The 25,680-nt window shown below is 27.0% G+C and carries 21 protein-coding genes; 18 read left to right on the top strand and 3 right to left on the bottom strand.

From position 1 onward, the window contains the following. The first annotated feature begins 140 nt into the window (after positions 1-140). The 10 genes from BN2920_RS12165 to BN2920_RS12120 all read left to right on the top strand — a co-directional run bounded on the left by BN2920_RS12165 (position 141) and on the right by BN2920_RS12120 (position 10,955). Complete coding sequence (locus BN2920_RS12165; protein WP_058295274.1) at positions 141-1,016, top strand: MurR/RpiR family transcriptional regulator; 876 nt, start codon at positions 141-143, stop codon at positions 1,014-1,016. Between the two features lie 93 nt (positions 1,017-1,109). Further along, a complete protein-coding gene (locus tag BN2920_RS12160; protein WP_058295273.1) occupies positions 1,110-1,802 on the top strand; it encodes a response regulator transcription factor in 693 nt (230 codons plus the stop codon). Beyond that, positions 1,792-3,168, top strand: coding sequence for a sensor histidine kinase (locus BN2920_RS12155; protein WP_058296909.1), 1,377 nt, complete (start codon positions 1,792-1,794; stop codon positions 3,166-3,168). The genes BN2920_RS12160 and BN2920_RS12155 overlap by 11 nt, the downstream gene beginning before the upstream one ends. 277 nt (positions 3,169-3,445) lie before the next feature. Further along, a complete protein-coding gene (locus BN2920_RS12150; protein ID WP_058295272.1) occupies positions 3,446-5,791 on the top strand; it encodes a glycoside hydrolase family 31 protein in 2,346 nt (781 codons plus the stop codon). A 216-nt stretch (positions 5,792-6,007) separates the two neighbouring features. Continuing rightward, complete coding sequence (locus BN2920_RS12145) at positions 6,008-6,499, top strand: RNA polymerase sigma factor (RefSeq protein ID WP_058295271.1); 492 nt, start codon at positions 6,008-6,010, stop codon at positions 6,497-6,499. Further along, positions 6,492-7,517, top strand: coding sequence for a hypothetical protein (locus BN2920_RS12140; protein WP_058295270.1), 1,026 nt, complete (start codon positions 6,492-6,494; stop codon positions 7,515-7,517). The genes BN2920_RS12145 and BN2920_RS12140 overlap by 8 nt, the downstream gene beginning before the upstream one ends. A 312-nt stretch (positions 7,518-7,829) precedes the next feature. Beyond that, positions 7,830-8,603, top strand: coding sequence for a flagellar motor protein (locus BN2920_RS12135; RefSeq protein WP_058295269.1), 774 nt, complete (start codon positions 7,830-7,832; stop codon positions 8,601-8,603). 17 nt (positions 8,604-8,620) lie between these two features. After that, positions 8,621-9,364: an OmpA/MotB family protein gene (locus BN2920_RS12130; protein ID WP_058295268.1), complete on the top strand. Its 744-nt coding sequence runs from the start codon at positions 8,621-8,623 to the stop codon at positions 9,362-9,364. A gap of 244 nt (positions 9,365-9,608) precedes the next feature. After that, positions 9,609-10,094 carry a sigma-70 family RNA polymerase sigma factor gene (locus BN2920_RS12125; RefSeq protein ID WP_058295267.1) on the top strand — a complete coding sequence of 162 codons (486 nt, stop codon included), beginning with the start codon at positions 9,609-9,611 and terminating at the stop codon, positions 10,092-10,094. Positions 10,095-10,097: 3 nt separating this feature from the next. After that, a complete protein-coding gene (locus BN2920_RS12120; protein WP_058295266.1) occupies positions 10,098-10,955 on the top strand; it encodes a DUF3298 and DUF4163 domain-containing protein in 858 nt (285 codons plus the stop codon). A 243-nt stretch (positions 10,956-11,198) separates the two neighbouring features. Here BN2920_RS12120 and BN2920_RS12115 read toward each other — a convergent pair whose 3' ends face one another. Next, positions 11,199-12,101, bottom strand: a complete 903-nt coding sequence (locus tag BN2920_RS12115) for a LysR family transcriptional regulator (RefSeq protein WP_058295265.1) — start codon at positions 12,099-12,101, stop codon at positions 11,199-11,201. Between the two features lie 183 nt (positions 12,102-12,284). Between BN2920_RS12115 and BN2920_RS12110 the strand changes: the two genes are divergently transcribed. The 4 genes from BN2920_RS12110 (at position 12,285) to treR (ending at position 17,091) form a co-directional block, all read left to right on the top strand. Further along, a complete protein-coding gene (locus tag BN2920_RS12110) occupies positions 12,285-12,974 on the top strand; it encodes a class I SAM-dependent methyltransferase (protein WP_058295264.1) in 690 nt (229 codons plus the stop codon). A 230-nt stretch (positions 12,975-13,204) separates the two neighbouring features. After that, positions 13,205-14,614 carry a PTS system trehalose-specific EIIBC component gene (gene treP / locus BN2920_RS12105; RefSeq protein WP_058295263.1) on the top strand — a complete coding sequence of 470 codons (1,410 nt, stop codon included), beginning with the start codon at positions 13,205-13,207 and terminating at the stop codon, positions 14,612-14,614. Between the two features lie 72 nt (positions 14,615-14,686). Continuing rightward, positions 14,687-16,345 carry an alpha,alpha-phosphotrehalase gene (treC, locus tag BN2920_RS12100; RefSeq protein ID WP_058295262.1) on the top strand — a complete coding sequence of 553 codons (1,659 nt, stop codon included), beginning with the start codon at positions 14,687-14,689 and terminating at the stop codon, positions 16,343-16,345. A 35-nt stretch (positions 16,346-16,380) separates the two neighbouring features. Further along, positions 16,381-17,091 (top strand): trehalose operon repressor, encoded by a 711-nt coding sequence (gene treR, locus BN2920_RS12095; protein WP_058295261.1) that lies wholly within the window; start codon positions 16,381-16,383, stop codon positions 17,089-17,091. Positions 17,092-17,168: 77 nt separating this feature from the next. Here treR and BN2920_RS12090 read toward each other — a convergent pair whose 3' ends face one another. Together BN2920_RS12090 and BN2920_RS12085 are read right to left on the bottom strand one after the other, a co-directional pair. Continuing rightward, positions 17,169-18,368, bottom strand: a complete 1,200-nt coding sequence (locus BN2920_RS12090; protein ID WP_083498776.1) for an amidase domain-containing protein — start codon at positions 18,366-18,368, stop codon at positions 17,169-17,171. Positions 18,369-18,400: 32 nt separating this feature from the next. Next, on the bottom strand, positions 18,401-19,309 hold the full coding sequence (locus BN2920_RS12085) for a M15 family metallopeptidase (protein WP_058296908.1): 909 nt from the start codon (positions 19,307-19,309) through the stop codon (positions 18,401-18,403). A gap of 512 nt (positions 19,310-19,821) precedes the next feature. Here BN2920_RS12085 and BN2920_RS12080 point away from each other — a divergent pair. From BN2920_RS12080 to BN2920_RS12065, 4 genes are all read left to right on the top strand, one after another. Further along, complete coding sequence (locus tag BN2920_RS12080) at positions 19,822-21,063, top strand: L,D-transpeptidase family protein (protein WP_058295260.1); 1,242 nt, start codon at positions 19,822-19,824, stop codon at positions 21,061-21,063. A 227-nt stretch (positions 21,064-21,290) separates the two neighbouring features. Beyond that, complete coding sequence (locus tag BN2920_RS12075; RefSeq protein WP_058295259.1) at positions 21,291-23,591, top strand: YhgE/Pip domain-containing protein; 2,301 nt, start codon at positions 21,291-21,293, stop codon at positions 23,589-23,591. Positions 23,592-23,616: 25 nt separating this feature from the next. Continuing rightward, positions 23,617-24,126: a hypothetical protein gene (locus BN2920_RS12070; protein ID WP_058295258.1), complete on the top strand. Its 510-nt coding sequence runs from the start codon at positions 23,617-23,619 to the stop codon at positions 24,124-24,126. Positions 24,127-24,137: 11 nt separating this feature from the next. Further along, the gene (locus BN2920_RS12065; RefSeq protein ID WP_058295257.1) at positions 24,138-25,529 is read left to right on the top strand and encodes a PspC-like choline-binding domain-containing protein; all 1,392 of its coding nucleotides are present in this window, start codon (positions 24,138-24,140) and stop codon (positions 25,527-25,529) included. Positions 25,530-25,680 lie beyond the last annotated feature (151 nt).

Below are 25,680 nucleotides of genomic sequence, written 5' to 3'. Positions count from 1 at the left end.
AAATATTATATTTTCACTATATTATGAAAAAAAATTTCGTGATATAATTAAATCCAAAATATGTTATAGGAAATAAAAACGCATTTATAGTAATTTAAATACTATTTTTCTATGCAGATATAGTTAAGAGGTGAAATTAAATGAGTATAATGACAAAATTAGAATTTCAAATGGATTTTTCAGATTCAGAAAAGAAATTATCAGAATATATTTTAAATAAAGGAGATAAGGTACTTCAAATGTCAGCTAGAGATCTTGCAAATAACACATATACATCTCCAGCAACTATAGTTAGGCTTTGCCAAAAGCTTGGACTTAAAGGATATAGTGATTTTAAAATTAAATATTCAGCAGAACTCCAAGCTGATTTAAATAAAAGTAATCGTATTGATGTAAACTTCCCATTTAATAAAAATGATAGAAAAGAAGAAATAGCCCATAAGATAGCATTATTAAATAGAGAAGCAATTGAAGATACACTTTACCTAATAGATTATGATAATCTTAATAAAATAGTTGATTTATTATATAAATCTAAAGACATTGATGTTTATGGGCTTGGAAATTCAATACTTGCAGCTTTAGATTTTGAACATAAAATGATGCGTATAGGAAGAAACATACGAGTAAAAACACTTCCAGGAGAACAGTCATTTCAGGCTTATAATGCTTCAAAAAATCATATTTCAATAATACTTTCATATTCAGGAGAAACTCTAGAAATAGTAAATATAGCAAAACTTTTAAAAGAGAAAGAATCAAAAATAATATTAATTACATCAATAGGTGAAAACGAACTTATAAAGTATGCAGACTATATAATTAATATTGGTTCACGTGAAAAAATATTTAGAAAAATTGCACCTTTTGCATCTAAAACATCTATGCAATATATATTGGATGTGATTTTTTCATGCATATTTCAAAAAGATTATGATAAAAACGTTGAATATAAGATATCAATGGATAATAAGTATGATCAAAGGCATCCACATAGCCCTGTTAATGATGATTAACATAGATTATGTATTTATTTATCAAATCTACATATAAAATTCATAATTATATAATAAACTAGTATAATATAGTAAATTAGGTGAGGTGAAATTATGAATAATATTTTGATTATTGAAGATGAATGTAGTGTAAGTGAAATACTTAAGGCATATCTTGAAAAAGAAGGATATAAGGTATTCTGCAGTCAAAATGGACTTGATGGCATTGAATTATTTAGAAAAAACAATATTAAGCTTGTTATATTAGATTTAATGCTTCCAGATATTGAAGGTGAAGAAGTATGCAGAATACTTAGAAAAATATCTGATGTATATATTTTTATGTTAACAGCAAAAGTAACTTTAAATGATAAAATCAATGGATTAAGCATTGGAGCTGATGAATATTTAACAAAGCCACTAAGCCCAAGAGAGCTTACAGCACGTGTTAATGCATTATTTAGAAGATTAAGAGGCACTAAAAAAGAAGATTTTATATCCATCAATAATGGTTATATGATAATTAATAATGATAAGAGAACCTTTTGTTTAAATAATAAGGAAATAAATTTAACTCCTAATGAATTTGATATATTGTATCTTTTAGCCTCTAATAAAGGTAAAGTATTTACAAGAGAAAATATTATAGAAAGAGTTCTAGGAATAGATTTTGATGGTTCAGATAGGATCATTGATGTTCATATAAAAAATTTGCGTAAGAAAATTGAAATAGATAGTAAAAATCCTGAATACATACTTACAGTTACTAAAATAGGATACAAATTTGGTGAAAAAAATGAAGCATAGTATAAAGAAACACATAAGTATTATTATTATATTTTGCTCTGTAATAGCTGTTTCATTTACTGCAATACTTGTTAATTTAACTATAACAAAAACATTTGATTCATATTTAGAAAATGTAAAAGATAAAAGGAATTCAAGAATAGTAGGATATTTTCAGCAAATATACAGAAGAGATGGAAAATGGGATTCACACTCTGGTGAAGAAATGATGCATGAAGCGTATATGAGTGATTATTGTTTGAGTCTTTTAGATGAAAATGGCAAAGTGGTATGGGAGATGGATCCAAATGATATAAAACATAAAGAACATATACAAAATATAAAGGCTGAAAAAAGAGAAGGAATATATAATACTGAAACATTTAACATAAATATAAATGAAAAAACAGTTGGATATGTTATCATAGGAGACTATTCACCACTTCTACTTTCAGCAGAAGACATGAATTTTAAGTTTCAAGTAAATAAAAGTATATTATTTAGCGGCACAATTACAATTGTTATAGTTATAATAATAAGCCTTATTCTATCAAAGCAATTTTCACGCCCAATTAAAGCCGTTTCTAATACTTCAGTAAATTTATCAAAAGGGAATTATGATTCAAAATTGAATATAGAAAGTGATATAGAAGAAATTGAAAATTTGGTTGTTAGTATAAATTCTTTAGGAAACACTCTTAAAAATCAAGATTCTCTTAGGAAACAGCTTATTTCTGATATTTCTCATGAAATACGAACCCCTTTAAATATTCTTCAAAACAATTTAGAAGCAATGATAGATGGCATAATTCCTATAACTAACGAAAAACTAGTCAATTTGAACGATGAGGTAATACGTTTTGGCAGATTATTAAATAATTTAAATTCATTAAAGGCTATTGAAAGTGAAGATACCGTATTAAATATATCAAATATAAATATTCATGAGCTCATTTCAATAGTAATAAGTGATTTTTTACTACATGCACATGAAAAAAAGATTGAAGTTATTTTGAATAAAGAGGGTAGTGATTTTGATGTCTTGGGTGATTTTGATAAATTAAAGCAAGTGTTTATAAATATTATATCAAACAGTATTAAGTTTACAAATGAAAATGGAAAAATATATATTCTTATAAAAAGTGATGCGGATCATGTAATAATAAAAATAATGGATAATGGGATTGGTATAAAAGAAGAAGATATGCCTTTCATTTTTGAAAGAATGTATAGAGGAGATAAGAGTAGAAATAAAACTAAAGGTAATGGATTAGGACTTAGTATAGTAAAAACTATACTAAACTTACATTCTGCAAGTATTGATGTAAAAAGTAATGAAAATGAAGGAACAGTCTTTAAAATACGCTTGAATAAAAAGTTAGTATGATTTAATACTATCAATACATTTTGTAAAGGCAAAAATTGTGCTACACAATGAGATATTCTTAATTGTGCAGCACAATTTTTTAGTTACAGCTTGTTGAATCAGAGATTTATATTTTTTAGCTACGTTAAACATTATTTAATGCTAAAGAATTTTATAAAAATGTCAATATAGTGTAATTATTTCTCTTAATATTGTTAGAAATATTAGTAGAATACAGTTATAATATAATCATAGAAAAAAATTACATTAAGATTATGTTTTGAAGGAGTGTTGACTAGTGAATAAATATGGAAAACTAATAGACTATGCTATTAATGATAACGATGTCAAGATAAAATTTGAAAAACAAGATGTTTCAATAAAAATAATAAAATCCGATATAATTAATTTTTTCGTACCATTTTTTAGAAACGAAAGAAATTCAAAATCCGTTGAAAATTTAAAAAAGTATACTATAAAATTTGAAGTAGAAAAATCAAACGATTTTCTTAAAATAAAGACAGAAAAGCTAATAATAGATATTTTTGATAACTTTCTTGTAAATATCTATGATATAGAAGGAAACATATTATGTGCTGATTATAAGGGGGAGTATAAGCCATTTAAAAGACGTAGTGGAGATTTTTCTTTAGCTGAAGCAGAAGGACATAATATAAATAGTGAAAATGAATATAAAGTTTATGTATCAAAAAAAATGGAAGATAATATGTATTTCTATGGTCTTGGTGAAAAGACAGGTCATTTAAATAAAAAATCATACCACTATGTAAATTGGAATACAGATAATCCAAGTCCACATGGTGAGACTTTTGATAGACTTTATAAGTCTATACCATTTTTAATTTCAATAAAAGATACAACTGCCTTTGGTATTTTTTTTGATAACCATTTTAAAACATATTTTGATATGGGACATGATAATAAGGAGTACTATTATTTTGCAGCTGATGATGGAAATTTAGATTACTACTTTATTTATGGACCAGAAGTTAAAAAAGTAGTTGAAGGATATACTAAACTTACGGGAACAGTTCCACTTCCTCAACTTTGGACTCTTGGATATCAGCAATGCAGATGGTCATATGAAAATGAGGAAAGACTTATGGAAATAGCTGATAATTTTAGAGAGAGAGGCATCCCATGCGATACTTTATATTTAGATATAGATTACATGGATGGCTATAGAGTATTTACATGGGATAAAAATAAATTTAAAGATCCAAGTGGTCTTCTTAAAAGATTAAGAGATATGGGATTTAAAGTAGTAACTATAATCGACCCAGGTGTAAAAGTAGACACAGAATACAATATATACAAAGATGGGCTTGAAAATGGTTATTTTGCAAAAGATAATGAAGGAATAACTTATAGAAATGAAGTATGGCCTGGCACATCTGTATTTCCAGATTTCTTAAATTCAAATGTTAGAAAATGGTGGGCTAAAAATCAAAAAATAATGATGGATAATGGCGTTAGTGGAATTTGGAATGATATGAATGAACCAGCAAGTTTTAATGGACCTCTTCCAGACGATGTTATGTTTGATAATGATGGTATACCTGTAATGCATAAAGAAGCTCACAATGTTTATGCTCATTTTATGGATAAAGCAACTTATGAAGGAATAAAATGTGAGACCGGAAAGAGACCTTTTATAGTTACTAGAGCATGCTATTCTGGTACTCAAAAATATTCTACAGTATGGACTGGGGATAATGTAAGTACATGGGAGCATTTAAGAATGTCTATTCCAATGCTTATGAATTTAGGGCTTTCAGGCTTTGGCTTTTGTGGAACTGATGTAGGAGGATTTGGACATGATGCATCAGCTGAACTTCTTCAAAGATGGGTACAAGTAGGTGCATTTACACCACTTTTTAGAAATCATTCCGCAATGGGAACAAGAGACCAAGAACCATGGGCATTTGATGAGTTAACTGAAGAAATAAATAAAAAATATATTAAGCTTCGTTATAAATTAATTCCGTATTTATATGACTTAATGTGGAACATGAGTAAAAACGGTGCTCCAGTTATCAGACCATTATTATTTAATTATCAAAATGATAAAAACACATATGAAATAAATGATGAATTTATGTGTGGTGATAACATATTAGTTGCACCAGTAGTTGAACAAGGCAAGAAAGCTCGAATGGTATATTTACCTTCTGGTAATAACTGGATAGATTATTGGACTAAAGAAGAATTTAAAGGAGGCTCATATATAATAAAAGAAACACCAATAGATATTTGCCCTATATATATTAAAGCAGGATCTGTTATTGCAACTTCAGAAGAACAAAATTATATTGGTGAAAAAGTTTCTGAGAAAATGATATTTGAAGTATTCTTAGGAAACAAAGAAAGTAAGAGCAGATATTATCATTATTTAGATGATGGGGAATCATTTAAATATCAAATAGGAGAATATAATGCTTACAAGATTAAAGTATCTGTAGATGATAATGTTGAAATAAAAGTTAAAACATTAGAAAAAGGATATAATGATAAATTAAGAGAAATGGAATTTAGAATCCACAATTTAAATAATAAAAAAGTAATAATTAATGGACAAAATGAAAAAATTAGTGATAATAATATTATAACTATTAATTTATAATATTGTAGTATTTTTAAAGCTAATTAAGTAATAAAAATATTCAATACTAAAAAATTAGTATTGAATATTTTTTTATTTAAAGTGCAACATTTTCCACTGGTAGGTTGTATTATAATTGGAAAAATAATTATTAAATACGTATTTTATATAATTTCATAGATATAATATTTAAATTAGGACTATTCATATTGTTGAGTAGATGAAAGGATGAGCTTTATGAATGATGTTTCATTGCGTACGGATGAAATTATTTCTAAAGATTTAGAAACTTATGGAAACACATTGTATAGACTTGCATATTCATATATGAAAAATATGCATGATGCAGAGGATATAGTTCAAGAAGTTTTTATACAATTATTAAAAAATATCGATATATTTGAAAATAATGATCATAAAAAATCATGGCTTATTTGTGTTACGCGAAATATTTGCAAAAATAAACTTAAGTCTTCATGGTTTAAGAAAAAAGAAGAGTTGATAGAAATGCCATATTATGATGAGTACAAAGATACTACTGTTCTCGATGCTGTTATGAAGCTGCCAGTAAAATATAGAGAAATAATATTTTTGTATTATTATGAAGGATATAAGACAGCAGAAATATCAGAAATAACAAACCAAAAAGAATCAACGGTACGCTCATTATTACATAGAGCAAGAAATATTCTAAAAAAATCATTAAAGGAGGAATATGATTTTGAGTAAGAAGTACAAAGAACAAATGGATTCAGTTTTCATGAGTGAAGAAGTAAAAAATAGAATATTACATAATACTATTAATTCGGACAAGCAATTTGTAATTAAGAAAAATAATAAAAATAGATTATATAAAAGATCCATGGGAACACTTGTAGCTTGCCTAAGTATATTGATATGCATAAATTTAAGAGGATTTTTCTTAAAGATATTTGGTCTTGAAAATAATAAAAATACTAAGAATATAGAAATGAAGCACAATGAAGACTTAAATAATAATACAGAAAAGACAAATGCAGATAGTAAAGACTTAAATAAAAATACTAAGAAAGATACTATAAAAAATGAAAGCAATTCTCCTTCAAATGTTAAAAATGAAGATATAAAAAATAATGATAAATCTAATTCACCTTTGATTAAAAATTCAGATTCAAAAAATAATATTATAGAAATACCTGAAAAAGAAATTAGTGAAGCAAATGAATCTTTAAATGAAAATATTGAAAAACATGATAATAATAAGGAAACTGCAAAGAGTAAGGAAGTTGATACTTCTGAAAATAGTTCAGAAAAAAATGATGAAATATCTGTAGCTTCATATGATGCAGGATTAGAAAGAAGTATGTTAAAAGAAGAAGCTTCTAATATTAAACAGGTAAATACAATAGAAGATGCTGAAAATGAAGTTGGATTTAAATTTAAAACGCTAAAAAATATTCCAGAAGGATTTAATATTGACAATATAAGCGTCATTTCTAACAATACAGTAAAAATAGATTATAAAACTGCTGAAAATGAACTAACTTTTACAATTGAAAATAATAAAGAAAATAAACCTGAAGAATATACTATATATCCATTTGAAAAGAAGATTAATATAAATGAAATAAGTGTAGCTGTAAAAGGATATGATAATAATTTAATTAATGAATCTAGTTGGACTGATGAAAATGCCTCATATTCTATTTATAGTCCAAATGGCATTAACGAAAATGATTTAATTGATATGATTAAGAGTATTAACTAAATGAACTATATGTTCATCTAATGGTTATAATTTTAAAAGTATAAAATTATAATTACTTATATATTATTCTAATAAAAATGAAGTATATGATGATTTAATATCAGTAATTTCATATGCTTCATTTTTGTTATTTAATGTTAATAAGCTTAGAAAAAACTAATATTTTATAACAATCACCTTGAAAATTTAACTTATTTAACAAAAAATTAACATTTCTTTAACAATACTCCGATGAATAAAGTGCTATTATCAATTGAATGAAAATATTTAAATTTTTATTAAAACATTGTAAGGTATAAAGGAGGAGATAATATGGATATTATTATCATATTAAGTTTGTTATTTGCATTCGGAAGTTTAATTTGTGGGTTTATGTTGGAAGGTGGATCGCCAGCAGCATTGATTCAGATTTCGGCATTGATTATTGTTTTTGGAGGAACTTTTGGAGCAGTTGGGGTTTCGTGTTCTAGTAAAGTAGTAAAAAAATTTTTCAAGATCATGGGAATTGCTTTTAAAAAAAGAAATATCGATATAAAACAAAAAATAGAATATTTTCATAATCTATCTATAAAAACTAGAAAAGAAGGTTTATTATCACTTGAAGCAGAATCTACAAAGCCAGAGTTAGATCCTTTTATAAAAGTAGGATTACAACTGGTTACTGATGGTGTTGAATTAACAGAGCTAAGAAGTATCTTAGAAACTAAAATAGAGCAAATATCTGAGCGTCATCAGTCAGGAATAGACATGTTTAGTGCTGCCGGTGGATATGCTCCTACAATGGGTATAATAGGTACAGTTATGGGACTTGTATTAGTTGTTAGTAATTTAAGTGATCCAACAGTTTTAGGGCCTAAAATAGCATCTGCATTTATGGCTACATTATATGGAATATCATCAGCAAATCTCCTATGGTTACCTGTAGCAAATAAACTAAAGGTATATGATAGAGAAGAAATAATTGAAAGAGAATTATGTCTTGAAGCAATATGCCTCTTACAACAAGGAATAAACCCTAATGTACTTGTAAGCAAACTACAAACTTTCTTAACAGATGTAGAAGCAAATAAATTTAATATACAGTAGTTTAGAGGGGTGTTTTTATGAAAAAAAGACAAGAAAAGCCTGAAAATAGTGAACGATGGCTACTAACATATTCAGATTTAATAACATTACTTATGGCACTTTTCGTTATACTGTATGCATCATCTAATGTAGATAGTAAAAAATATAAGCAGCTATCAGATTCTTTTAGACAAGCATTTTATGTAAGTGGAATATTTGAAAATTCTGGTCCCAAAGGTGAAGATGTAATAGACGGGGAAAGTGGACCAGTAATTGATAGTACTTTAGGAGAAGAGACTGAGGAAGAAAAACTAGAAGACGTTAAAGCACAAGTTGATAAAATTGTAGAAAACTCTGACCTAAAAGGAAGAATAACTACATCAATTGAAGAAAGAGGACTTAGTATAAGTTTTAGTGATAATGTATTTTTTGATACTGGACAAGCTATAGTTAAAGAAGATTTTAAGAATGATTTAATGTCAATATCAAAGGTATTAAATGAAATGGACAATTATATAAGAATCGAAGGGCATACTGATAATGTAATTATAAGTAATGAACTTTATCATTCAAACTGGCAGCTATCATCAATTAGAGCATCAAATGTTGCTGAATTTTTAGTTAATGATGGAAATATAAATCCAAACAGAGTATCAGCAGTAGGTTATGGAGAATATAGGCCATTACAATCAAATGACAGTGAAGATGGTAGAGCTCAAAATAGAAGAGTTGATATTGTTATATTGAATAGTAAATATAATGTATCAGAAACTAATAGTTAAAGAGTATTAATTTTATTTATAATGACTTATAAAAAAATATATATTATAAAAAAACAAGCAGACTATATATAGGTTTGCTTGTTTTTTTATTCTAAATTAATATAAATATATAATAAAAAAATTTTATATAATTCAAACTTTTTTTAATAGTTATTTATCTATATAGTATAAACACTATATAAAATATGGTGCCAATTTATATAGCTAAATAATTATATTTATCAAAAGAGGAGGGGTAACTAAAATGAAAAATGATAATTACGAAAAGGTAGTACATTATATCTTAAATAATCAAGATAAGTTTTACCGTTTAGCTTATAGTTATACTAAGAATAAAGATTCATCACTTGATATAGTTCAGAATGCAGTTTGCATAGCCTTAGAAAAATATAATACTATAAAAAATATAGACTATATTAAAACATGGTTTTATAGGGTATTAGTTAATGAATGTTTAGCGTATATAAAGAAAGCTCAAAAGGAGCTTTTATACGAAAAAGAGAATGTAAAAAAAGATATATATCATGAGGAAGCTTATTATAAAGGAATTGAATTATATAATGCAATAGATAAATTATCAGAAGATATAAAAACAGTTATAATGCTTCATTATTATGAAGAAATGACTTTAAAAGAAATATCTGAAATAACAGATACAAATTTAAATACTGTGAAAACGCGATTATATTCTGGATTAAAAAAACTAAAACTTCTAGTTAAGGAGGTATGATTTATGAATGAATTAAAAGATGCAAAGAAAATATATGAATCCATTAAAATTCCTAATGAATTAAGTTTGATTATAGACAAATGTATAAAAAATGAAGAAGGAAAAAATAAGGTGGTCCCAATGAAAAAGAAGAACTATATAAAGTATTTAACAACCATTGCAGCAGCATTCGTATTAGCAATATTAATAGGAGTAAATACTAGTGAAGTATTTGCAGATACAATGCAAAATATACCTATTATAGGAAATGTAATGAAAGTATTAACAGTACGTTCATATGAAGATAAAAATAAAGATAGGAACATAAAAGTTGAAGTTCCAGCAATAGATTCAGAAAAAGCTAAAGATGTTAATAGTTTAATACAAGAAAAAATAGACAGCTATGTAAAAGAAGCTGATGAAAGAATACAAGAATATAAAAAGGCTTTCATAGCAACTGGCGGGACAGAAGAAGAATTTGCTAAGCATAACATAAAGGTTAATGTTGGATATGATGTAAAGTATCAAGATGAAGATATTGTTTCATTTGTAATAACAGGTACAGAAAGCTGGGTTAGTGCATATGGATTAAATAATTACTATAACTTAGATATAAAAAATAATAAAGAACTTACACTAAAAGATATTCTTGGTGATAACTATATAGAGATTGCAAATGAAAGCATAAAAAAACAAATGAAGGAAAAAAGTGAGGCAGATCTGAATATTGTGTATTTTTCTGAAGAAAAAGGAGGCTTCACTTCTATTGATGAAAATACAAAGTTTTACTTAAATTCATCAAAAAATCCTGTAATTGTATTTGATAAGTATGAAGTTGCACCTGGATTTATGGGAATGCAAGAATTTGAAATAACAAAATAAAAGAATAGATTTAATACTACTAATAAAAATATATCTGCTAATTAATATAAAGTTGTATTTAATCCAGAAAAAATCATTATTTCAGATCAGTTTGAAGTAGAAGTTAATTTAGATTTTAAAAAAAGATTTTATAAAAAATAAGAAATGCTTAAATATTTATAAATTTAAGCATTTCTTATTTTCTATGTAATTACTTATATTGTATAAATTTATCAAATTCTAAAGATATTTGAATTATTCAACTTATATTAAAAAGTTAAAACAGTTATTAGACAAACAATCCCAAAAACTTTGTGCTGCTAAAGATAAAGAAAAATTTTTATTTGAAATCATAATTATATGTCTTTTAGGAAGCGTAGGAAGTGAATCAATTTTCACTAATGCACCTGTCTTAACCTCTTTAGAGACAAATTCTTCAATTGTACATGAAACGCCTAAGTTTAATTTGGTAAGCTCAATTAATAAATCCATATTGTCAATTTCCATTGTAGGATTCAATTCTACAGAATTTATTTTAAAGAAACTATCTAAATACATTCTTGAAATATTATGTTTTTCTAATAAAATAAGTGATGATAATTTAGTTAAATCGTTAAATGTATTAATATTCTTATATTTTGAAAATTCTGGACCAGAGACAAATATATCATGAATTTCATATAATCTTTTATAATTAAATTTCTCATATGAAACTAAATTGCTTACTATTCCAATGTCTATTATATTGTTTTCAATTAATTTTAATGTTTCTTGAGCACTTTTGTTTATTATAATTATTTTTATATTAGGATATAAACTTATAAAATTCTTTAATCTTGGAACTAAATAATGTTTTCCAAGAGTAGTACTGACGCCAATTTTTATATTTCCAGTTTCTCGAGTTTTTAATTTATCAATTAATTTTTCACCATCATTTAAGCTTGTTAAAGCTTTTTCTACATATTCTAAGAGATATGCTCCTTCTTTTGTTAAGGCAACACCTCGTGACTTGCGGTAAAACAGTTTTATAGAAAGCATTTCTTCAAGTTTTTTAATACTTTTACTAACTGCAGGCTGACTTATAAAAAGCTTGTCAGCTGCATCAGAGATATTGTTGCATTTTGCAACTGTATAGAAAATTTTATAGTATTCTAAATTAATGTTCATATAAGGCTCCCTCACATTATAATGTATAACCATAAGTTATACATTATATGAATTATTGATATTTCTATTATACCAATAATATGTATAAGATTGTATTAATGACTAATAATGAGTATGAAAAATCATATAAAACATTTAGACGAACTAACTAAATTAACGCTTATGCAGAAAGGTATTTAAAATGTGAATATAATTGATAATAAAACCGCACATAATTCAAAAGAATATGATAGAAATATATATAAAACAATTCAATATTATGAATTGTTTTATAAAGAAACTATTGATTTAGTACAATCATATAAGAATGACTGTGAAATATGGCTTGATACAGGATGTGGTACAGGTAATTTTGTAGAAATTGCAAATAATATATTTAAGAATACTAAATTTATTTTAAGTGATTGCAATGATAATATGATTAATATAGCAAAGAATAAATTAAAAAATTTTTCTGATAGAATTGAATTTATATCAGGATGTTCTTCTGAAAATTTAAAAAATACTATAAATAGATGTGTTGATGTAGTTACAGCAATTCAAGTACACCATTATTTAAATCGGCAGAGACGTGAAGAAGCAACTAAAAATTGTTATGAAATATTGAAAAAGGGAGGGATATATATAACCTTTGAAAATATTAAACCATTAAGTGATAAAGGAATTGAAATAGGGTTAAATAGGTGGGCTGAATGTCAGCTAAATTCTGGAAGGAGTAAAGAGATAGTTGAGAATCACAAAAAGCGATTTGATAAAGCATATTATCCTATTACTATATTAGATCATATAGCCTTATTAAGGAAAGCTGGATTTAAATATTGCGAAGTATTTTTTGTTTCACAAATGCAGGCTGGATTTTATGCAATAAAATAAGCATTAATAATACAAGTTTATAAAATTATATATGTTTAATAAATAATAGAAGAATAAGAGGATTGATCTTATTCTTTTATTATTTAAAGTTTTGAAAATACTTAGTATTAGGCTTTATAAAAAAAATTTAAATTAAAAAAAGTTTTATGAAAACATTGACAATACATATGCGTATAAGTTATTATGTATTTACAACATATACGTATATGTAAAAGAAGGGGGAGAAGATTATGGTGAATTATAACAATGATGTTAAACAATTATTAGAGTATATCGGTGGAAAAGAAAATATAGGTGCAGTATCTCACTGTGCGACAAGAATGAGATTTGTATTAAATAACACTTCTTTAGCTGATGAAGATAAAATTAAAGCAATAAAGTCTGTTAAAGGTACATTTACTCAAGCAGGACAATTTCAAGTTATTATAGGGAACGATGTAGCCAATTTTTATAACGAGTTCACAAAAGTTGCAGGCGTAGAAGGAGTTAGTAAAGAGAGTGTTAAGGATGCTGCTAAATCAAATATGAACTTCATTCAAAAAGTTATGGCTAATATAGCAGAAATATTTGCACCATTAATACCAGCAATAATCGTTGGAGGTCTTATATTAGGATTTAGAAATATAATTGGTGAAATCAAAATGTTTGAAGATGGCACAAAAACATTGATAGAAATATCTCAATTTTGGGCAGGAGTTCATAGCTTTTTATGGTTAATAGGAGAAGCCATATTTCACTTCTTACCTGTAGGAATAACATGGGCTGTAACAAAAAAGATGGGGACAACACAAATACTTGGTATAGTTCTTGGTATTACTTTAGTATCACCCCAGCTTTTAAATGCTTATTCAGTTGCAGGTGCAGAAAGCATTCCTTATTGGGATTTTGGCTTTGCAAAAGTAAATATGATTGGATATCAAGCACAAGTAATACCAGCAATTCTTGCAGGCTTTGTATTAGTATATCTTGAAAGAGCTGTTAGAAAAATAGTACCTGATTCTATTTCAATGATTTTAGTTCCATTTCTAGCATTAGTGCCAACTGTATTAATAGCTCATGTTGTACTTGGACCTATAGGTTGGGCAATAGGAGCATGGGTTTCTAAAATTGTTTATGGTGGACTAACTTCATCATTTGGAAGTATATTTGCAGCAGTATTTGGGTTCCTTTATGCACCACTTGTTATAACAGGATTACACCATATGACTAATGCAATAGATCTTCAACTCATGGCTGAATTTGGTGGGACATCTTTATGGCCAATGATTGCTTTGTCAAATATCGCTCAAGGTTCAGCAGTTTTAGCAATGATTTATCTTCAAAGAAAAAATGAAGAAGCAAAACAGATTTCAATTCCAGCATGTATTTCAGCATATTTAGGTGTAACTGAACCAGCTTTATTTGGTATAAATCTTAAATATAGATTTCCATTTCTAGCAGGAATGACAGGTTCAGCGGTAGCAGCAATTGTATCAGTTTCAAGTGGAGTTATGGCAAATTCAATTGGGGTTGGAGGTATTCCAGGAATTCTTTCAATTCAACCTAAACATATGTTAATGTTTGCTATATGCATGATAATAGCAATAGTTGTCCCTTTTATATTAACAGTAGTATTAGGTAAGAAAAAATTAGTTGAATAAAAAATAATATAAGTTAACAGTATTTAATCCAAATTAATATTAACTATAAATTTAAAAGGAGGAATTTGCAGTATGAAAGACTTTAAAAAAAGTACTGTATATCAAATATATCCTAAATCATTTAATGATTCAAATGGAGATGGAATTGGAGATTTAAACGGAGTAATTGAAAAGCTAGATTATTTAAGCGAATTAGGTATTGATTATATTTGGCTTACTCCTTTTTTCGTATCACCACAGATTGATAATGGATATGATATAGAAGATTATTATAATATAGATCCTATTTTTGGAACAATTGATGATTTTGACAATCTTGTATTAGAGTGCAAAAAAAGAAATATTGAAATAATGCTTGATATGGTATTTAATCATACATCAACAAAACACAAGTGGTTTAAAAATGCACTTAATGGAGATCAAAAATATAAAGATTTTTATATTTTTAAAAAAGGTATTAATGGAAAGGAGCCAACTAACTGGCAATCAAAATTCGGTGGTAGTGCATGGGAATACGTAGAAAAATTTAATGAATATTATTTACATTTATTTGATAGGACACAAGGAGATTTAAACTGGGAAAATGAAGAAGTAAGAAATGAGATATATAAAATCGTTACTTTTTGGATTAATAAGGGAGTTAAAGGATTTCGTTTAGATGTTGTAAATCTCATTTCAAAACCAGAAAAATTTGAAAATGATCAGATTGGAGATGGAAGAAGATTTTATACGGATGGGCCTAAAATTCATAAATATTTGAAAGAATTAAACAAAAATACATTTGGTAAATATGAGGACATAGTAACAGTAGGAGAAATGTCTTCAACATCAATTGAGAGTTGCATAAAGTATACAAATCCTAAAGAAAAGGAACTGTCAATGGTCTTCAATTTCCACCATTTAAAAGTCGATTATGATAAAGGTGATAAATGGACATTAATGGATTTTGACTTTAAAAAATTGAAATCACTTTTTAAATCTTGGCAAGAAGAGATGGAGAAAGGAAATGGATGGAACGCACTGTTTTGGTGCAACCATGACCAGCCAAGAATAGTATCTAGATTTGGGAACACTGATAAATATCATAAAGAAAGTGCAAAGATGCTTGCAACTACAATGTATATGATGAGAGGAACACCTTATGTTTACCAAGGAGAAGAAATTGGAATGACTAATCCAGACTTTGATTCAATAGAGCAATATAGAGATGTGGAATCAAAAAATTATTTTAAAATCTTACAAAAATCAGGAATTGACGATTCCAAAATATATAGAATATTGAATAGTAAATCAAGAGATAATTCTAGAACTCCAATGCAATGGGATGATAGTAAAAATGCTGGATTTTCAGGTGCAGACCCATGGATACCTGTAGGTAAATCTTATAAATCAATAAATGTAGAAACAGCGCTTAAAGATAAAAATTCTATTTTCTATCATTATAAAAAACTTATAAAGTTAAGAAAAGAATATGATGTTATTTCATACGGATCGTTTAAAATAATTCTAGAAAATCATGATAAAGTGTTGGCTTATACTAGAAAATTAGAAAATACCGAACTTGTAATACTTAATAATTTTTACAGTGAAAATACTGAAGTAATTTTGGATGAAAGTGTAACATTTGATAATAGCAAAATATTGCTGTCTAATTATAGTGACAGTATAAATCTTCAGAAAAAAATTATTCTTAGACCATATGAATCTGTAGTATATATTCTTGAGAAATAATACGATAATATGTTAAAATGTTTTTGGTGATGTAAATGGCTAGTAAGTATTTTAGCATATATAATGAAATAGCAAATAAGATTGAAAATGGAATATATCAAGCAAATGATGAAGTTTCTTCTGAAAGCGAATTAATGAAAGAGTATAATGTATCAAGAGATACTGCAAGAAAAGCACTAATATTACTTGAGGAAAATGGTTATATTCAAAAAATTAAAGGAAAACGTTCGTGCGTATTGGATATAAATAAATTTGATTTTCCAGTATCAGGGGTCATTAGTTTTAAGGAAATTGCGCAAAAGATGGGTAAAACTTACACTATAGTGGATGAATTAAGTTGCATTATTCCAAATGATCGTATATTGAATAAATTAGAATTATCTCCAACAGATAAAGTATGGAGAATAATCAGATCTAGAGTAATAGACGATGAAAGAGTTATATTAGATAAAGATTATTTGGTTGAAAAATATGTTGAAAATATTACAGAAGAGATTTGTAAAGATTCAATATATGCTTATGTAGAAGGGGAATTAGGACTTAAAATTGCATATGCAAAAAAGGAAATAACAGTTCAATTTGCTACAGAAGAAGATAAAAAATATTTAGATTTGAAAAAATTTGATATGGTTGTAGTTGTAAAAAGCTATACGTATTTAGATGATACAAGTTTATTTCAATATACCGAATCTAGACATAGACCAGATAAATTTAAATTTGTTGACTTTGCACGAAGAAAAAAATAAGTATAGAGGACTCTTAACTAAACAAGAATATAGTTTAAGTTAAGAGTCTTTTTATTAATGTACATAAATCGTAATTGTTAGAAGTGAACTCTAATAAGCCAAAATCTTATATTCTTATCGCTCCAACCTAAATCCCAAGGGACATCGTTTCTATCAGTGTTATGACATGTAACAAGTGAATATCCTTTAGAATCAGCACCAGTAACTACAGAAATGTGTGTAATATCGCCTTTCTTTTCATATGCTACAAAATCTCCAGGAAGAAGCTTATATGAAGCCTTATAAACGTCATTATAACTGCCTTTAGCTATAACCGAAGCTCTACCACTATAGAGCATGTAATTTGTGAATTTATCAGCATTTACCCAAGGTGTAGTAGCACATCGTTTTTGTTTATCATAATTCCAAGCTCCAGTATATTTAAATTTTCCACCTTCATGAAGAATTTGAGAGGCAAAGTTAGCACAGTCGCCTCCATCACTGTTAAAATTTTTATATTCTTTATTGTATTTATAGAATTCTTCTTTATTTTCTGAAACTCCACAATATTCTTTTGCATATTTTATAGCATCTTTTCTTCTTTCATCGATGTTACTTAAATCTCTATATTCCTGTGTAGCTATATATTCTCTAATAGAACCTGCTTTAATATTATCTAAGCATAATGAATCAGCAAAAGGGTCCTTATACCATTCTTTTGTTATTATCCATTCACCATTACTTTTAGAAAGTGATATACAGTGATAAGTACCTATTCTAGATATATTTTCAACACTTGGATCATCCATATAAGCATACTTATAAGCAGTATTACAAAATATAGAAAAAGTAGCTTTATCATCTTTAACTTTTGAATTTTTACTTATAACTATAGTAGGAGATATATCAATGAATTTAACACCTTGCTTTTCAGCCCAGTTATTTATATACTTTACTTTTCTTTCCTCATATTCATAAGCCCATTGGCCATATTTTGTACTTGTATCGTATAAACAGCATATACAATCTAAATCTTGATTTAAGATTGCCTTACTTTTTACTAAAAAAATATTTTCTATAAATGTATTTAGTTCTTCATTTTTGCAATCACAGTTATCTTTTTCACAATTATCAGAGCCTTGTTCATTATTAATAAGAAAGCTATCTAACTTACAAGGTTCATTAGAATTTATAGAAAAGGTATTTATATATTCTTTATTATTAAAATAAAATATAGCTATTATAGTAATAAACAGTATAAAAAGTGATATGATTTTTTTAAATTTAGGCTCAAACATACTTACAACCTCTTTCTTATTAGTAATAGTGCTTATTCTAAAGCGTTTTCAATGATTTCTATACATTTTTTTGTATATTCATCATCTGTAGGTGCACCCTCATACCACTTATTATTTTCATTATATTCAGAAAAAAATTTAGCTTTCAAAATTATTTCAGGTCTATATTCAAAATGTAATATATCAAAATATCCCCATTTTCCACCCCATATAAAATTATTTTCTTCAAATATTTTAACTAATTCCTCAGGATATTCATTTATGCGTTTCTCTCCATTTTCTTTAGAACTCCATTTCCAATAATCTTTTTTATCACTTTTTAGGTCTATAGCAATTCCAAAACTATGAGGACTTAATCTATTAGTACCTGAAATAAGTCTATAATTGAATGTTCCGCTACCAGGATAAAGAATATTTGAAATTTTACCATCAGTTTTTGAAAGTTCTAAAAGTTCTTTTAAAGCATTATCAAGTGCAATATTAGCGCTATTGCAGCTGTTAAACTGATAATTTGCATATCCACATTTTAAATTGACTAAATTTTTCTCTATTTTTTGCTTGCTGTTTCCATACACCTCTTCTAAAAGTGCATAGTTTCTACATCTTCCTGGATTAAAATCTTTATCCATTAATACTGTATTTTTATTTAATGGATAATACTCTTCTAGTACATCCTGAAGATCAGAATTCGCAAATTTTTCTTCCTGTGTTTTTTCTAATTTATCATCATATAGGATCTTCTTTCCAGATTTAAAAACACAATATATTTTATTATCTTCTTTTTCTATGTTTGTTATGTGTTTTGGATATGAAAGCATTAAAATTAAAAGATCCTGTTTTGCTTCTACATCATAATTTTTCTTAACATCTGAATATGATGGACTTATATTTATATTAAAAATAATTAAAAAAGTCATTAAAAATAATATAATCTTTTTTATGTTAACCACCACCTTTAAAAATCATTATTTTAGTGATAGTTTAACCTTTTATCTAACAAATATGTGATTGGTAAAAATCAGATATATTTTGAAAATTAATTAAATACTACGAAAATAATAGGTATAATTAAAATATTTATAAATTGTGTTTGTCAGTGAATTTAAAATACCAAGAATAATGACTATAACCTAAAAAGAAATAATTTAATGTGATAATAGATATCCTATTGGCACAATTGGAAGACAACAAAAAGATTATGTTACTTTTAACTTCTTCTGTCTTCAAAAACATACATATACACTATTGGTTAAAAATAGATTCTAATGTTATAATATTAACGTAATTACAATTTTGAAAATATATATTGTTTTTTAATAAAATAACAGTATAATATACTTATATGGTAATTATTGTAAAATATAGATATGTAATTACTTTTATACTTATGTTAAAAGGAGGCTGTACAAAGAATAAAATGTTAAAAAACAATACGTGATAGGGGGACTTTAAGATGACATATGAATCATTTAAAAGCAGCAAAATTTTTAAAAGTCTTATGATTTTTTCTTGTACTTTATTTATTGTATGTTTTGCTTTAACGAGTAAAGGGACAATCGCTTTAGCTAAGACACTTGATTCAACAAATTTTGAAGATTATACTTTGACACTTGAAGAAAGAGGAGATTATAAAGAAAAACTTGTAGGATCAGATTTTAATTTAAAATTTGATGAAGAAAATAAAGTAGCATATTTTAATGAAAATCTTCTTAAAGAATGTGTAAATAATTTAAATTGCGTTAATCAAAAAGTGCTTATAAAGGCACAAAATGCCCGATTTGAATATGAAAATAACAAGTATGTTATAGTTAAAGAAGTTCAAGGTAATGAAGTAGTGAAAGACTATTTATATGAAAAAATAGTTAATGCAATTAAAAATGGAGACAAGACTTTAAATCTAGAAGAAGAGGGATGTTATATATTACCTACACTCACAAGTGATTCAGAAAGTATGAAATCAACTCTAGCATTACTAAATAAGTATGCTTCTACTAAAATAACATATAATTTTGCAGGTAAAACTAAATATGTAGATGGTTCTGTAATAAAAGACTGGATTTCAGTTGATGGAAATAATAATGTTACAATTAACGAAAGCAGAGTAAAAGGCTTTGTTGACTACATGGCATATATATATTCTACAGAACTTGGAAAAACAATTGTAGTGTCTGGCGGTAGCAATGGAAATAATAATAGCTGGTCTATAGATAGTGCAGCCGAAACAAAAGCTTTAATTGATCACATTAAATATGGAGAAGTATTATCTAAACACCCAGCATACAAGCAAAATGCATCTGGATCTTATTTTAGCAATGTAGGAAATACTTTTGTAGAAGTAGATATAACAAAACAACATATTTGGTATTATAAAAATGGGTATTTAGTAACTCAAGGTGATATAGTTACAGGAAACTTATCAGTATCAGGATGTGCAACTCCAACCGGAGTATACTCACTTAATTTTAAGCAAAGAGACACTAAGCTTATTGGACAAGATTATGAATCACCAGTAAGTTATTGGATGCCATTTATAGGCAATAGCATAGGTCTTCATGATGCAAGCTGGAGATGGCAATTTGGTGGTGAGATTTATAAAACAAATGGATCACATGGATGTGTAAATTTACCTTATAATGTTGCTCAAACAATATATGACAATATATCACCAGGAACTAAAATATTAGTACATTATTAATATTTTGTGAAACTGTAATCAGATTACTTAAAAGTTTTTCTGATTACAGTTTTTTTATTTTAATCAATTTTGTAAAACACGTTATTTATTATACAGTAAAACGTTTAGAGTATATTTTAACATTTAATAAATTGGGACATAAATATTCTAAATAGTGATATAATTACTCTATACTGTGTTTAGATTGATAATTGTTCTTAGATAAAATTTGAAGAGGTATAGACGATATGAAGAATGCGATAAGAATTTTTAAACGTGATATGAAAAATATTTTTACAAACGTAATTGCAACAACCATAGTTATTGGACTTATGATAGTTCCCTCCTTATATTCATTAGTGAATATAAAAGCATGTTGGGATCCTTATGCAAGTGAAAGCACATCGAATATTAAAATTGCTGTAGTTAATGGGGATAAAGGGACAACCTTTCATGATCAAGAAATAAATGTGGGCAATAAAATAATTGATAATTTAAAAGAAAATGATAAAATCGGATGGACATTTGTTGATAAGGAAACTGCTAAAGATGGACTTATTAAAGAAAAATATTATGCAATGATAGAAATACCAGAAGACTTTTCAAGCGATGTTATCTCAGTGACAGAAAAAAAAGTAGTAAAACCTAAACTCATTTATACTGTAAATGAAAAGAAAAATGCAATTGCTCCTAAAATAACCGATTCCGGTGTTAAAACATTAAAACAACAAGTTAGCGAAAATGTAACTAAAACAATTTCAGGTATAATAATTAGAGTATGTAATGATATTGGAGTTGATATTGAAAATAATAGACCTGAACTTAGAAGAATAGTTGACGCAGTATATGAATTAGACGAAAACATGCCAGAAATAGAATCAATTTTAGATGCCTCTATTGAAGGGACTGTAAATGGTTCTAAGCTGAATGATGATTTAGAGTCACTTATTCCAAGCATATCAGACACTCTAGATGCAACTGATATTTTCATTGATAATATGAAAGAAAATTTAGATACAATTGAAGGTAATTTAAGTGATGATTCTGTTGTTGTAAAAGAGAATTTAGTGGAATCAGAAAGATTATTAGATAATCTAAGTATAGAACTTAATAATATTGATGAAAACATCATACCTGAAGTTTATAAAAAATCACTATTAACAGGTGCTGATGTTACTTCAGCGAGCATTGAAAGTGTACAGGAATTAAAATCAAACCTAAAATCAATGAAAAAATTTATAAATAAATTAAGTAAAATTGAATTACCAAAACCTTCTTATGATGAAGAAACTCAAACCTCAGTAGAAATTGAAAAACTAAAAAGTGAATATAAAAAACAAACTCAGGTGTTAAAGGATCTTCAAAAAAACTTAAAAGATACAAGTAACACAATAGATAATGTTATTAATAGATTAGACTTTATCGAAGATAAATTAAATATATTATCAAATAGAATTGATGCTGATCTTGATGATATTGAAAATGGTAAAAAATTAGATACCCAATCACTTACTGATACAAGAAAAGTAGTAGATGAAATGCATACATTACTTAGTGATTTAATAGATAGTTATGATTCTGAAATTGTAAATGGCGTATCTAAAACCTTTGATGAGGCAAATAATGTTATAGATAATGTATCATATGTACTTAATCAAAGCAGAGATACACTCCCAGATCTTGAAGATCTGACTAATACATTAAGAAACGTATTAAATTTATCAAATGACGAATTAATGAAAGTAAAAGATAAATTTCCTGATATGAAGGCAGATTTACATAAAATGGCTGATAAGCTTAGAGAATATGATGATGACGATAAACTTGATGAAATATTAGATATTATCACAAATGGATATGAAGATCAAAGTAATTTTTTAGCTAACGCTGTAGAACTTGAAGATAATAGATTGTTCCCTTGGCCTAATTATGGTTCAACTGTCACACCGTTTTATACAGTATTATGCTTATGGGTTGGTGGATTATTATTGGCGTCATTGCTTTCAACAGATGCAAAAGATTTTGATGATGGTACTGAAATTAAACCTTATGAAAGATATTTTGGAAGATTATTTTTATATTTATTTATAGGAGTATTTCAAGCGCTTGTAGCTACTGGAGGAGCTCTTGTATTATTAAAGAGTTATTGTTTACATCCAATCATGGTTCTATTTTACTCAGTATTTGTATCATTTGTATTTATAACAATAATTTATACTGCAACTAGTCTATTTAGGAATGTTGGAAAAGTTATAGCAATAGTATTATTAGTATTGCAGGTTGCAGGATCTGGTGGTAATTTCCCAATAGAAGTTGCTCCTAAATTTTTCAGAACCTTATTCCCGTTCCTTCCATTTACTTATGCCATAGGAGGAATGAGACAAATTATGGCGGGAATAGTATATGAGATTTTAATTAAAGACATTATTATTCTTTTAATATTTGCAATTGTATCAATAATATTGGGAGCAACATTAAAGAAATTTATAAATGATAAAATTAATTATTTTACTAAAAGACTAGGAGAAAGTGGAATAGTTGGTCACTAATTTTTATTTAAAAGAGGTGTAAATTATGAAAGGAAAATTTTTATTATCAATATTATTAATTGTTTCCAGTTTGTCATTTATAGGATGCAATATGGAGGATGATCATGTAACAAAACTTAGTAAGCCTGATGATGATGAATTATCAAGCGAATCAATAGATGAAGCTTATGATAATGAAGATATTCAAGATTTCCTTGAAAAATTAAATAGTAAGCCATCAGAAATAGCTGATAAATTAGATGAAGCTGATAGCGACGCAACAAGAATTTTAAATGAAGTAAGTGAAAAAGCTGATGAATTAAGTGATATTATAAATAGAGCAGATTTTGAAGGGAAAAGTGAAGAAATAAAGGATAAATTTGATGAAATCTCAGATGACCTTGATGAACTTCAAGATAATGTTGATGATGCCAAAGATAGAATTGATTCTTATGATAGTCCTGTTAATAAAGAGGATTTCACTGATACACTAGATGAATTTCAAGTTCATATGGATAATTTAGAAAGAGCTATTAGCAGATTAGGAAATCAATAGGAGGATTAAAAATGATAAAGAGAAGTAAAAAAACTATAGCAATTTTATTAAGCGTATTAACAATTAGCAGTGTGACTTATAATACTATATTTTATAAACAAGTATATGCAGCAGAAAGTAGCAATGAAAGTACTTCTGTTTATACTGAGGATCAATTAACATCAGTGATAGAATCAGATTTAGAATCATATTTAAAAACTCAATATGATAAAAAATATAAAATTGATACTGTTGTTAAGATAGATTTGACACAGAAAAAAACAATACCAATAAAAAGTGATAAGATTAGTGAAGTTACTTTATATGGATATGGAGTAGTAAATACAGACGGTGAAGTTATTGGAAAAGGATATGTAGTTGGGGGAGCCCTTGGGTATGCATTACATGAATCTAATAAAACTCCAATTTATATACAAGCAGATAATCTAGATACTGAAAAACTTGAACTAATAAAAGAAATTATAGAAACTAAAATTCAATCAATAGAAAGTAAAATTGATGGAATATTAAGTGATATTAAAGGAACTATAGGTGGAATCAAAGATACTGTAAGTGATTTAAGCGATTCATTGTCAGATTTAAGTGATTCATTAAATGATAAAAGTGATGATGTAGATGATGCTTGGGACAAAGTGTTTGATAGATTTGATAATGATGAAGGCTGGGGGAAAAGAGATGGATATATATATTATTATGATGAAGATGGAATAAGCTTAAAAGGTGTTCAAAAAATTGATGGAAAAACTTATTATTTCAATAGGATAGATGGTGCTATGGAAAATGGCTGGCAGATTGTTGATGGTAAGAGATGCTACTTTGACAAAGAAGAAGGCTATCAAGTATTTGACACTTTAATAGAAGATGGTGAAGATAAATATTATGTTGGTGCAGATGGTGCTGCATTGAAATCTGAGTGGGCAACTTATAATGGCAAAAACTATTACTTTAAAGCAAATGGTAAAGCTGCAACATCATGGATTAAAATAGGTGATTATTGGTACTATTTTGAAAATGATGGTTCTATGGCAACATCAGCATGGAAATATAGTAAAGATAAATGGTACTACCTAAAAGATAATGGAGCTCTTGCAACTGATTGGCTTTATATTAATGGTGGATGGTATTGTTTCTCAGATCCTTCAGGAGCTTTAAAAACTGGATGGTTTAGAAAAGATGGAAATTGGTATTATTCTGATAGTAATGGAAAAATGAAAACAGGATGGGCTTGGTCAAGTGATGGATGGTGCTATCTAGATGATGCAACTGGTAAGATGAAGAAAAATGAATGGGTAACTGTTGATGGAAAGAAGTATTATTTCAATATAAACGGAATAATGACTACTGGAAAGAAATATATTAATGGAGAAAAATATATATTTAATTCTGATGGTAGTTTAGCATAAAATCAATAGATGTTACTGATTAATTATTTTATGAATATAAAATAATTTCATATAGGCCTTTGAAGCAATAACATTTGTAGGGTATCTCTCTTTGTGGAGGTACCCTTGTTAATGCTCAGAAAAATTATATTACTGTATACCAATTAGAGAA

Source organism: Clostridium neonatale (assembly GCF_001458595.1).
Lineage (GTDB): Bacteria > Bacillota > Clostridia > Clostridiales > Clostridiaceae > Clostridium > Clostridium neonatale.
The sequence above is the reverse complement of the archived record's forward strand: the minus strand, read 5'-3'. Positions and strand labels throughout refer to the sequence as shown.

What these genes read in the sequence shown, in the direction of transcription:
- BN2920_RS12165 (WP_058295274.1), top strand. Translation starts at nt 141, where the DNA reads ATGAGTATAATGACAAAATTAGAATTTCAAATGGATTTTTCAGATTCA.
- BN2920_RS12160 (WP_058295273.1), top strand. Translation starts at nt 1,110, where the DNA reads ATGAATAATATTTTGATTATTGAAGATGAATGTAGTGTAAGTGAAATA.
- BN2920_RS12155 (WP_058296909.1), top strand. Translation starts at nt 1,792, where the DNA reads ATGAAGCATAGTATAAAGAAACACATAAGTATTATTATTATATTTTGC.
- BN2920_RS12145 (WP_058295271.1), top strand. Translation starts at nt 6,008, where the DNA reads ATGAATGATGTTTCATTGCGTACGGATGAAATTATTTCTAAAGATTTA.
- BN2920_RS12135 (WP_058295269.1), top strand. Translation starts at nt 7,830, where the DNA reads ATGGATATTATTATCATATTAAGTTTGTTATTTGCATTCGGAAGTTTA.
- BN2920_RS12130 (WP_058295268.1), top strand. Translation starts at nt 8,621, where the DNA reads ATGAAAAAAAGACAAGAAAAGCCTGAAAATAGTGAACGATGGCTACTA.
- BN2920_RS12125 (WP_058295267.1), top strand. Translation starts at nt 9,609, where the DNA reads ATGAAAAATGATAATTACGAAAAGGTAGTACATTATATCTTAAATAAT.
- BN2920_RS12120 (WP_058295266.1), top strand. Translation starts at nt 10,098, where the DNA reads ATGAATGAATTAAAAGATGCAAAGAAAATATATGAATCCATTAAAATT.
- BN2920_RS12115 (WP_058295265.1), bottom strand. Translation starts at nt 12,101, where the DNA reads ATGAACATTAATTTAGAATACTATAAAATTTTCTATACAGTTGCAAAA.
- treP (WP_058295263.1), top strand. Translation starts at nt 13,205, where the DNA reads ATGGTGAATTATAACAATGATGTTAAACAATTATTAGAGTATATCGGT.
- treC (WP_058295262.1), top strand. Translation starts at nt 14,687, where the DNA reads ATGAAAGACTTTAAAAAAAGTACTGTATATCAAATATATCCTAAATCA.
- treR (WP_058295261.1), top strand. Translation starts at nt 16,381, where the DNA reads ATGGCTAGTAAGTATTTTAGCATATATAATGAAATAGCAAATAAGATT.
- BN2920_RS12090 (WP_083498776.1), bottom strand. Translation starts at nt 18,368, where the DNA reads ATGTTTGAGCCTAAATTTAAAAAAATCATATCACTTTTTATACTGTTT.
- BN2920_RS12080 (WP_058295260.1), top strand. Translation starts at nt 19,822, where the DNA reads ATGACATATGAATCATTTAAAAGCAGCAAAATTTTTAAAAGTCTTATG.
- BN2920_RS12075 (WP_058295259.1), top strand. Translation starts at nt 21,291, where the DNA reads ATGAAGAATGCGATAAGAATTTTTAAACGTGATATGAAAAATATTTTT.
- BN2920_RS12070 (WP_058295258.1), top strand. Translation starts at nt 23,617, where the DNA reads ATGAAAGGAAAATTTTTATTATCAATATTATTAATTGTTTCCAGTTTG.
- BN2920_RS12065 (WP_058295257.1), top strand. Translation starts at nt 24,138, where the DNA reads ATGATAAAGAGAAGTAAAAAAACTATAGCAATTTTATTAAGCGTATTA.